Annotated in this window: 8 protein-coding genes; 4 read left to right on the plus strand and 4 right to left on the minus strand. The window is 47.6% G+C overall.

From position 1 onward, the window contains the following. The first annotated feature begins 50 nt into the window (after positions 1-50). The 3 genes from NDI34_RS11145 (at position 51) to NDI34_RS11155 (ending at position 5,321) form a co-directional block, all read left to right on the plus strand. Positions 51-2,342 (plus strand): polysaccharide biosynthesis tyrosine autokinase, encoded by a 2,292-nt coding sequence (locus NDI34_RS11145; RefSeq protein ID WP_348232667.1) that lies wholly within the window; start codon positions 51-53, stop codon positions 2,340-2,342. A gap of 191 nt (positions 2,343-2,533) precedes the next feature. Beyond that, positions 2,534-4,348: an alpha/beta fold hydrolase gene (locus tag NDI34_RS11150; protein ID WP_348232668.1), complete on the plus strand. Its 1,815-nt coding sequence runs from the start codon at positions 2,534-2,536 to the stop codon at positions 4,346-4,348. A gap of 160 nt (positions 4,349-4,508) precedes the next feature. Then, entirely contained in the window at positions 4,509-5,321 is an 813-nt protein-coding gene (locus NDI34_RS11155; protein ID WP_190429171.1) for a stomatin-like protein, read from the plus strand. 111 nt (positions 5,322-5,432) lie between these two features. Here NDI34_RS11155 and folP read toward each other — a convergent pair whose 3' ends face one another. Next, positions 5,433-6,386: a dihydropteroate synthase gene (folP, locus tag NDI34_RS11160; RefSeq protein ID WP_348232671.1), complete on the minus strand. Its 954-nt coding sequence runs from the start codon at positions 6,384-6,386 to the stop codon at positions 5,433-5,435. 54 nt (positions 6,387-6,440) lie between these two features. After that, a complete protein-coding gene (tpiA, locus tag NDI34_RS11165; RefSeq protein ID WP_348232672.1) occupies positions 6,441-7,172 on the minus strand; it encodes a triose-phosphate isomerase in 732 nt (243 codons plus the stop codon). A 350-nt stretch (positions 7,173-7,522) separates the two neighbouring features. On the opposite strand from tpiA, the gene NDI34_RS11170 reads away from it, so the two are divergent. Beyond that, positions 7,523-7,930 carry a pentapeptide repeat-containing protein gene (locus NDI34_RS11170; protein ID WP_190411830.1) on the plus strand — a complete coding sequence of 136 codons (408 nt, stop codon included), beginning with the start codon at positions 7,523-7,525 and terminating at the stop codon, positions 7,928-7,930. A gap of 108 nt (positions 7,931-8,038) precedes the next feature. On the opposite strand, the gene NDI34_RS11175 is transcribed toward NDI34_RS11170, so the two are convergent. Together NDI34_RS11175 and NDI34_RS11180 are read right to left on the minus strand one after the other, a co-directional pair. Further along, on the minus strand, positions 8,039-8,260 hold the full coding sequence (locus NDI34_RS11175) for a hypothetical protein (RefSeq protein WP_190428237.1): 222 nt from the start codon (positions 8,258-8,260) through the stop codon (positions 8,039-8,041). Positions 8,261-8,621: 361 nt separating this feature from the next. Beyond that, positions 8,622-9,899, minus strand: a complete 1,278-nt coding sequence (locus NDI34_RS11180) for a glycosyltransferase (protein ID WP_348232669.1) — start codon at positions 9,897-9,899, stop codon at positions 8,622-8,624. Positions 9,900-10,138: the final 239 nt, after the last annotated feature.

A 10,138-nucleotide genomic window follows, 5' to 3' on the forward strand; every position in this document is an offset into this window, starting at 1 on the left:
TAAACCGTAGTTAGCTTTTTTTGTTCTATCTACTTCTATCTAATAGGTAAATGGATACCGAACACAATTCACAGCCGTTCTTTAATAAGCGCACTAGCAATAGCAAGTTGACTCAGTCCTTGCCAGGGCACCTGACTCGACCCTCTGACGACAGTGATGAACAGAAGCTGGACTTGGCATGGCTATTAGGGGTTGTGCGCCGCCGACTCCCAGTTATGGCAGGGGTAACAATTATATTAACTGTAATGTCAGGAAGCATGATTGTCTTTACCTCAAAGCAGATTGCTCCAGAATACGAAGGAGCTTTTCGGCTTTTGGTGGAACCCGTGACTGCTGAAGATAGATTGGCGAAGCAATTTTTATCGTCTCAAACGAACAATGCAGATATCCAAAAAATCGAAGTAGAAAAATCTAGTTTATTGGATTATGAGACGCAAATTCGAGTTTTGCAAAGTACGAAATTGATGTTGCCAGTCATCAAGGAATTGCAAAAAAAATATCCGGAGATAACATATAACTCCTTAATGACGAAACTCTTAATTTTTCGAGTCAATTATGAAAAAGATGGAGTTCAATACGGCACCAAAATTTTAGAAGTTAGTTACCGGGATGAAGACCAGCAAAAAATTCAGTTTGTATTGGATAGTCTTTATAAAAATTATCTGAATTACAGCCGCCAAGAGCGCCTGTCAAGCCTTAAACAAGGAATTGAGTTTATCAATCAGCAGCTACCTCAGCTACAAGGGCAAGTTGATACGCTGCAAGCACAACTCCAAAAACTGCGGCAGCAGTATAATGTCAGCGATCCGGAACAAGCAGATTCCTTGCTATACGAGCAGGCTTTGACGCTTGAAAGACAAAGATCGGATACCCAAGCGGAACTCGCTGACGCGCAAGCGCAATATGCCAGTATGCAAAAACAGTTGCAAGAAGGGAACTCTACCGCAATTTTGTCTACTGATGCAAAAACCTACGAAACCTTGCTAGCGCAGATTCAAACTCTAGATAGTACTATTGCGGCACAATCCCCCCAATTTCGGGACGATAGCCCACCGATTCTGGTTCTTAAGGAAAAGCGGGAAAATTTGCAACGGTTGCTGAGCGAACAAGCCCAAGGGCTTCTCAAAAAATTGGAGGGAAGAATCCAAGGAATACAGGAGCGCTACCAAACAATTCTGAAAACTGAAAGGAAAATCAAAGCACAACTGCAAGAATTACCTGCGGTAGCCCGCCAGCACGCCGATATACAACGAAAATTATTAGTTGCAACCGATAACCTCAAGCAATTTTTAGGCAAACGAGAAGCCTTGAACTTAGATGCTGCCCAGCAGGAAGTGCCTTGGGAACTCATTGAAGAGCCTCAGCTACGGCGCGATGAAGATGGCAACCTGATATCAGTAGCGACGAAACAAACGAAAAAACAGTTAGCGATCGCAATTGTTTTAAGTGCGCTATTGGGTATCGGGTTGGGTTTTCTCATCGAGGCTCTCAATACAGTCTTCCATACCCCCGAGGATGTCAAAGGGGAAACGAAACTGCCGATTTTGGGAGTGATTCCTTTTGCCAAGGAACTCAAGAAACCGCCCAAGAAACCCAGCAAACTCTCTACCGCAGCGGATGTTGCCGGTTTAAATCAACTTTTGGGTGACAATAAAGCAAATGGCAATGGTCGCAATAAGCTAAATGTATACACCGATTCGCCATTTTTGGAAGCCTTCCGTTCTCTCTATACCAATATTCGCTTGCTCAGTTCCGGGACGCCGATTACCTCTTTGGCAATCAGTTCCGCAACACCGGGAGATGGAAAATCAACGGTTGCCATTCACTTGGCGAAAGCCGCAGCGGCAATTGGTCAGCGGGTATTATTGATAGACGCCGATTTGCGGCGTCCGAGTCTGCATACTCGCTTAAGCTTACCGAACGTGCGCGGACTCAGCGATATCATCGCCACGGATTTGAGTCTGAATGATGCCATTCAGCGATCGCCAGAAGACAACAACCTGTTTGTCTTAACATCAGGTCACAACTCTTCAGACCCGATCAAACTGCTTTCGTCAGATAAAATGCAGTATCTGATCGAGCAATTTCAAGCCCGTTTCGACTTAGTGATCTACGACTCACCACCCCTGGTTGGTTTAGCAGACAGCAACATCTTGGCAGCGAATACAGATGGAACCATCTTAGTTGTGGGGATCGATCAAACAGACCGTTCTATGCTGATGAAAGCATTAGATGGACTAAAAATATCCGGTGGCACAGTCTTGGGTATCGTCGCCAATGGCATTAAAGGGTATACTTCTCCCGCGTATCCTTCCTATAGCCGCACCTATAGTCGCAATTAAGCGAGCTTCGGGGCAGGGGCGTATTCTTATGTACGCTGAGTCCGTGCTTGGCTTTGCTGTGCTAACAGCACTGACTATCCAGTTTCTATAAAAGCGATCGCACAAGTGCAGAGCTTTTTAAGAATGGGAACAACCACAATCGAATTGCTTCTACATTACGGCGCTGCTGCACTCAAACGGGGTGAATGGAAATGATGAAGTTAAAGCTGGACTGGTTTCGGGACAAGGGTTTCCGAAAGTCGCTTTCAAGAACGCAAACGCCGCCATTTTCAGAAACGGCAAGGCAGATCGGACGGACGCGCTTACTTGCTCAAAGCTTATTATGGGGCGTTACGCTAACTTCTTTAAGCAACGCGATCGCACTTTTGTTAATTGAGGCACCCGTCTTAGCAGCAGAACGGGTAACGCTGCGCTTGGGACCGTTTCAGCAATCGGTCGCGATCGAAGATTTAGAAGATTTTGCCAAAACGGGGGAAGTTCCTGCAAGTCTCAAGCCTTACAAGGCATTGCTCAGCTCAGAATTTCGAGACATCCTCAACCGTCGCTTGCACCTAGATCCGAATTTGGGAGACAAAGTGGTAAAAGACGTGTTGCGATCGCCCGTTGGAGAAGAATTAATCAAGAAGCTGGGATTGGCGCTCCCGAATAGTACGGTAGAACAACTGCAAGCAGGTCTAACTCTAGCCTTGCGGCAAGCCAACGGCTTAAGCGTTATCAGCTTTTTGCAGTCCTATCCAGCCGACACCATTACCATAGACGCCTCTTCAGCGATCGCGATCGCCCTAGAATTCAACGCCCCCTACTGGCAAAGCGGAGCTTTAAGCCCTCTACTGGAGCGGGAACTGACCGTCACCAAAGGAAAATTTCGTCCTGCCTTTAACCCCGCCCAAGCGGGTTCCGAAACAGTACAGCAGCAGACTCTGACCTTTCACGACTGGCGACGCCAAGAGCCGATTCTGGGGACATACACCAGCGATCGCAAGATCGTCGTCGATCTTTACTGGGCAAACACAAACGAGAAGCCCCCTTACCAAAATTCTCAGAATCCCCTCGTCGTCCTCTCCCACGGCTTTGGAGCCGATCGCTCCTTCCTGGCTTATGTAGCCCGTCACCTAGCGTCTCATGGCATCACCGTCGCCGCCATCGAACATCCGGGCAGCAATGCCAACCAAATCTTTGGCGGGCATTTTGGCAGCAACTCTGTGGGAGTACCCGGTTTAGTGCCTTTGTTACCGGCGTCCGAATTTGTCGCCATGCCCAAAGATATTAGCTTTTTGCTTGATGAGCTAGCTCGGCTAAACCAGCTACCAGGTTCCCTTCAGGGGAAACTGAATACTGAGAAAGTGAGCGTGATTGGTCATTCCTTGGGTGGCTACACGGCTTTAGCGTTAGCAGGAGGCGAACTGAATCTGGATGAGTTGCGACAATTTTGCAAAAATCGCAATCCTCTAGGGAAATCGGGGGGCGATTGGTTGCAGTGTGCAGCAGCGGATCTGCCCAATCAACGTTTGAGCTTGCGGGATCGGCGCGTGGTGCAAGCGATCGCGCTGAACCCCGTCGTGGGAGACTTATTTGGCAAAAAAGGTCTTGGCAAAGTTAGCACTCCTACCTTAATCTTGACTGGCACCAGCGATCCCCTCACTCCATCGCTGAACCATCAACTACGACCTTTTACCCAACTACCCAGCCCGAAATATCTCCTCACAGCAATTGGCGGAACTCACTTAAGCATTAGCGATTTTGCTCCTGGTAGCCAAGGCGAACAGCTCACTCAAACAACCCTCGTCAACGAACGCACTGGTGAAGTAGCGGCTCCCCTGCGTCAGCTGCTTAAAGGCGTCACCTTGGCATTTGTCAAACAGCTGACTCCAGCCGCCTCAACTTACGAACCCTTTTTAACACCCGCCTACGCCCAATCTCTCTCTACCCCAGAACTGGCGCTGCGCCTGAATACGCAACTACCCCCAAGCGTTACTTCGTGGCTGGCTTTGCCACCACTGCCCTAGAAAGGCGGGCATCCCAATGAAATGTTTCTCAAAACTAAGGCAAGGCTCCGAGTTTTGGATAAAAATCCTGATTTAATCAAAGTCAAGCTGTGACTAATTAAAAGTTAGCATTAAGCTAATCGCTACTTTTGACAGTAGCCTCTTCAGGAGAGAGCGCATTATGGACCCCATCACGATTCTTGCCCCCCTCGCCTTAGTGATTATCGGCTATACAGTGGGTTCTGTGAAAATTATCAACGAAGGAAATCAAGCTTTAGTAGAGCGCTTGGGTCAGTACAATCGAAGACTCGCGCCCGGTCTCAACTTTATCGTTCCCTTTGTTGACTCAATTGTGGTGGAGGAAACCAGCCGCGAGAAGTTTTTGAATATTGACCCTCAACAGGCAATTACCAAAGACAACGTTTCGCTGAAAGTTGATGCAGTGGTGTACTGGCAGATTCTGGATTTGGAAAAAGCCTACTACGCCGTTGAAGATATTGAGCAAGCAATCGAAAACTTAGTTTTGACAACGCTTCGCTCTGCGATTGGTCAAATGGAACTGGAGCAAACGTATTCTTCCAGAACCGAAATTAATCAGACTTTGTTACAGCAGTTGGATGAAGCGACGGCTGCGTGGGGAGTTAAGGTGACTCGCGTCGAGGTACGAGACATTACGCCCGCAAAAACTGTCTTGGAGTCTCTGGAGCTGGAACGAGCAGCGGAAAGTAAGAAACGCGCTTCCATCTTGGAAGCGGAGGGAACTGTGAAGTCGATAGAAATTCTGAGCCAAGCTTTGCAGTCACAACCTTTAAGTAGAGAAGTATTGCAGTTTCTCGTTGCTCAAAGATATGTCGATGCCAATCAGAAATTGAGTGCGAGTCCTAACTCCAAAGTGGTATTTATGGACCCGAAAGCTTTATCAGAAGCCATGACTGATTTAATGTCTACTCCTGAACCTCCTAATGGCTCTAATGGCAATGGATCGGGAACTTAGAAGGTAAAAGGTAAAAAACAAAAATGAAAAGAGTTTTAAGAGTCGAGCTGATTTGAAATTAAAAACATCACTTTTTAAGGCATTTCAAGACAGCGATCGCTCTTAGCTTTTCTATTTTTGTTTTCTGAAAATGGCATCCGCGACGCGACAAACGTCGTGCATAGGTTGGACATCGTGAATTCGGAGGATATCAGCACCTCCCGCGATCGCTCCGCAACAAGCCGCCGCCGTTCCCCACACTCTGGCTTTGGGATCGGGTTGATTTAAAATCCGCCCGATAAAACTTTTCCGGGATGGTCCCACTAACAAAGGAACGCCCAAAGAATGCAACATCGGTAGGCGTTGCAAAATTTCCAAGCTTTGCTCGTAAGTTTTGGCAAAGCCAATGCCGGGATCGATGATAATCTTCGAGCGATCGATGCCAGTTGCGATCGCTTGCTCAATTTGACTTGACAAAAACTCGGAGATTTCCCCCATCAAGTCCTGATAATTCGTCATCTGCTGCATGGTAGCTGGCGTCCCTCGGATGTGCATCAACACAATGGGGACTCCCAACTCTGCCACCACAGCAAACATCTCCGGGTCGAAAGTACCGCCGGAAATATCATTGACGATATCAGCCCCCGCCCGAATCGCTGCCCGTGCCACAGATGCCCGTGTTGTATCCACGGAAATCGGAACCTCAGAAGGATGAGGGATGTATCCCGGAGGGTGGGATAAGGGATTGCCGTGTTGAGCAGATTCTATGACTCCTACCGCAGAATCGAAGTCATCCTCGATCCTTCCTTCTGCACCCTTTCGGAGCGCCTGCACCACTGGTAGCACCCGATCCAATTCCTCTTCCAGAGAGATTTGGGCGGCTCCGGGGCGGGTTGATTGTCCCCCCACATCGAGGATATTGGCTCCGGCTGCCACAAGATGCTTAGCCTGAGCCAAGGCGTCTCCTAGCGTGTTAAAGTCTCCGCCGTCACTAAAACTATCAGGCGTCACATTCAACACACCCATTAAATAAGTGCGCTGTCCCCAGTCAAAAGTTTGACCCCGCAGGGTCAAGCTATTTTGGATTTTGGATTGATTCATCCGTCATCCGGCGAAGAAAGCGCCGCTTCGCTAACATCCTTATCCTTTTTGAAAGTTGACAATTCGGGCAAAACTGGCAGCCTCCAGACTGGCTCCCCCGACCAAAGCCCCATCGATTTCTGGCTGCGCCATGATTTCATCAATATTATTGGGCTTGACCGAGCCACCGTACTGAATCGAGACATTTGGATTTATCAATTGAGTGCGAATCAAGCCAATCACCCGATTTGCTTCTTTTGACTCGCAGGTGTCGCCAGTACCAATTGCCCAAATAGGTTCGTAGGCAATAACCAGGTTTTCCTGGTCAACGTCAACCAAGCCTTTTTTCAGTTGGGTAGAAATCAGGGATTCTGTTTCACCTGCATCGCGTTGTTGCTTGGTTTCGCCGACGCAGAGAATGGGCGTTAAACCGTAGCGTTGCGCTGCTTTCAGCCGTAGGTTCACAGTTTCATCGGTTTCGCCAAAGTATTGACGCCGTTCGCTATGACCCACAATTACGAAACGCACCCCAATTTCTGTCAGCATGGGTCCGGCAATTTCACCTGTGTAGGCTCCCATTTCTTCCCAGTGGATGTTTTGGGCACCCAGCTGCACGCGGCTACCGTGCAGATTTTTAGACATGATGCTTAAAGCAGTGAAAGGAGCCGCTAGGACTACTTCCCGCTCGTCTGGGGTTTCTTCTAGGTGAGACATGAATCCTTGCAAAAACTCCAGACTCTCGGTCTGAGTTTTGTACATTTTCCAATTACCGGCAATAACTATTTTCCGCACAGCTAACTCAGTCAAGTTCAGAATGCTAAAAACTGTAACCTCCAGTTTAGTACGGCGGGGGAACCCCTGCTTTAAAGGCGCTCGCATTTACACTTTCTGGTCGCTAAAAGCGCAAATGTCAAGCGACGCGATAATTTCACCCCGCAATCCTTGCACGCCAACACTCGATCCCCAGAGCGATCGCTCTGGGGATGCTGCTCTTAGCCGCTACTCACTTCAAAAATCTTTTTATTACTTTAGGTGGGTATTTACCCGAAAGATTCCCCCCTATCGTACGATGTTTCTCAAAAAAACATAGGGTTAGAATTATACCAGAACGTAAATAAAAAACTTAAATTATTGGAGTAAATATGAAACTAAAATTTTTAGCAGCCGCAGCGATTCTGCTTCCCTTAGGCTTAGTTGCTCCCGTCCGAGCCGAAAATCCCGCTCATGTCAGACGATTAATCGAAACTAAGCAATGTCAGAACTGCGACTTGAAAGGAGCCAATCTTGTAAGTGCCCATCTCACTGGGGCTGATTTGAGAGGGGCAAACTTGCAGGGAGCTAACCTAGCGAATGCCAACTTAGAAGGTGCCGATCTAACGCAGGCTAATCTGGAAAAAGCTAATTTAACGGGTGTATTTGCAAATAGCGCCGATCTCCAGAAAGCAGACTTAAGTAGTGCCAATTTGAGAGAGGCTAACTTGATAAATGCTAACTTGAAGGATGCGGCTCTCGACAATGCGATTTTGCCGAATAACGTTAAATGGGATTAGTGGGTTTTTCACAACTAACTATTTGACAAAAATACAAAACTCGGTCAGAAGCTGACCGAGTTTTGTGTTGAGCGATCGCTCAAAGCACAAATGCAGCAGTGCTAGACTCTATCGTGCAGTCTTTGCCGAGAGCCGAGAAGCTTCTTCCTCCAGAATCCATGACGAAGACAAATCTTCTACAAAACTCTTCTGGTTTAAACTTGCAGCTTCAACTACTCTGACGATCAGTGTTGGCAAGTAAGTGCTATTAACCATCTGATAGCCATAGCCAAAAACCTTGCCAGAGCGTCCGGTTTTCTTATGTAGTACGCTATCTCCGATATTCAGCATGATTTCAACTCTCCTAATTTGGTAATTTGCCGTTTTCTTACTACTTGAATTGCTCTCAAATGATTGGATGGATATCCCGCTTTTACCGACAATCCATCGATTTGGAATAAATTTGTCTAGGGTTGGGGAATAGAGTTCTTGCAAAAATATTGAGAACCTGTCCTAACTTTCGGAAACAAGAGGGAGTCTTATTTCCTCCTTGCGAGGAACAAAGAAGATTGATTATTTTTATTGCAAGAAATGCCTATACACTGAAAGCCCACAACCGTTGGATGAAAACTCTTTTCTAGTGCCTTTTCTGGCGCGCTATCGGTATGAAAATCCCATCCCAAAAGACTCAGTTTTTTCAAGGAAAAAAATCTCAAGCGACTAGCTGCGGTTTGCTCGCAGATTCAACAGCAGCTTGGCACAGTAATTTGGTGTACAGATGGCTGAGTCGTAATGCCACGCTATTCCAGCTAAAGGCAATTTCTACCCGTTGGCGACCCATTTGGCCTAATTGGTCTCGCCAATCGGGATCGGCTAGGATGCGGTCAATCGCCTGTGCAAAGGCGACTTCATCTTTGGGAGGTACCAGTAAACCCGTTACCTCTGGCACTACGGTAAACTGCAAGCCGCCTACATTACTTGCAATTACCGGCGTCCGGTTAGCCATTGCTTCAATGGCAACTAAACCGAAGGGTTCGTAGTGACTGGGGACAACACACACATCGGCAGCTGAGTAGTAGAGAGGCAAATCGTTATCTTCCACACGACCGGGGAAGCAAGTGAGATCGCCAATGCCTTCTTCAGCTACGATTTTCTCAATGCGATCGCGTTCAATGCCGTCACTCTGTCCCGGACGACTTCCGCCTGCGATGAGAAGCTTCAGATCGCAAGACTTGCGAAAGCTTGATTTTGCTACGGCTCGGACTAGCGTTTCAATTCCCTTGCGTCGATCAAAACGACCCACATACAGCACTACTTTGGCGTCAGTGGCAATTCCTAGCTGTTGGCGTGCTTCTTGGCGCTGAGTGGAACCAAATTTAACGATATCTGTACCGCAGGGAATCATTTCAATCTGTCCGATCGTGGAAACAAGCGATCGCATTTGATCTTCTTCTTGCGGACTGGTAGCAATCACTCGATCCACTGTTTCCAAACACGCTTTTTCAACTGCTAGCCGTGTGGAAGCGATCGCTGGAATTTCGGAAACTGTACGATACTTTACCGCCCCCAGCGAGTGATAAGTATGTACCTGTATCAAAGGTTGGTGCTTTTTCAGTTCCATTCCCACCCAAGATGACAACCAATAATTGGTATGCACCAGGGTATATTGCCAACCTTCACGCTGCTGAAATGCCTGGAATTGTTGAACAAATTCTGGTAAATAGCAGAAGAGTCGATCCCGACTCATGAATTGGGCTGGCCCAGCGGCTAATCGGATTGTCTGGCAGTTAGGCGTATGCTGAACGACATCCAGTTGCTCCGGAGTGCTGCGGCGAGTGAACATATCCACCTGCCAGCCTTGCTCAGCGAGTGCTAATCCTACTTGACGCACATAGACATTTTGACCTCCAGCTTCTTCTTGCCCAATTTCTACCGCTGGATCGCCATCTACTGAAATTAAGGCGATACGATTTTTTTCAGTCAGTAACATCGGTTGATTTTCTCCTCATAGCTAGCGCACCTGCTCTCCTACGCCAGCAGTTGAAGCACGAAATGTGCCTCTACTCATAGTCGAGGGCAGGTACAACGAAGCGAACAGATACCAGCCAAGGACACTAGACCTCTTGCAAAAGTCGTCGCTGGGGTAATATGAGGTCTGAAATTATGCGCTCGCTCACCTGTCTTCTACGCTCACCCCTGGTAATTCATAAGTAAAGCTAATGAAATACG

The sequence above is a fragment of the Trichocoleus sp. DQ-U1 genome, assembly GCF_039961925.1.
Taxonomy (GTDB): domain Bacteria; phylum Cyanobacteriota; class Cyanobacteriia; order Cyanobacteriales; family FACHB-T130; genus FACHB-T130.

What these genes read in the sequence shown, in the direction of transcription:
- NDI34_RS11170 (WP_190411830.1), top strand. Translation starts at nt 7,523, where the DNA reads ATGAAACTAAAATTTTTAGCAGCCGCAGCGATTCTGCTTCCCTTAGGC.
- NDI34_RS11145 (WP_348232667.1), top strand. Translation starts at nt 51, where the DNA reads ATGGATACCGAACACAATTCACAGCCGTTCTTTAATAAGCGCACTAGC.
- NDI34_RS11180 (WP_348232669.1), bottom strand. Translation starts at nt 9,899, where the DNA reads ATGTTACTGACTGAAAAAAATCGTATCGCCTTAATTTCAGTAGATGGC.
- NDI34_RS11175 (WP_190428237.1), bottom strand. Translation starts at nt 8,260, where the DNA reads ATGCTGAATATCGGAGATAGCGTACTACATAAGAAAACCGGACGCTCT.
- NDI34_RS11155 (WP_190429171.1), top strand. Translation starts at nt 4,509, where the DNA reads ATGGACCCCATCACGATTCTTGCCCCCCTCGCCTTAGTGATTATCGGC.
- NDI34_RS11150 (WP_348232668.1), top strand. Translation starts at nt 2,534, where the DNA reads ATGATGAAGTTAAAGCTGGACTGGTTTCGGGACAAGGGTTTCCGAAAG.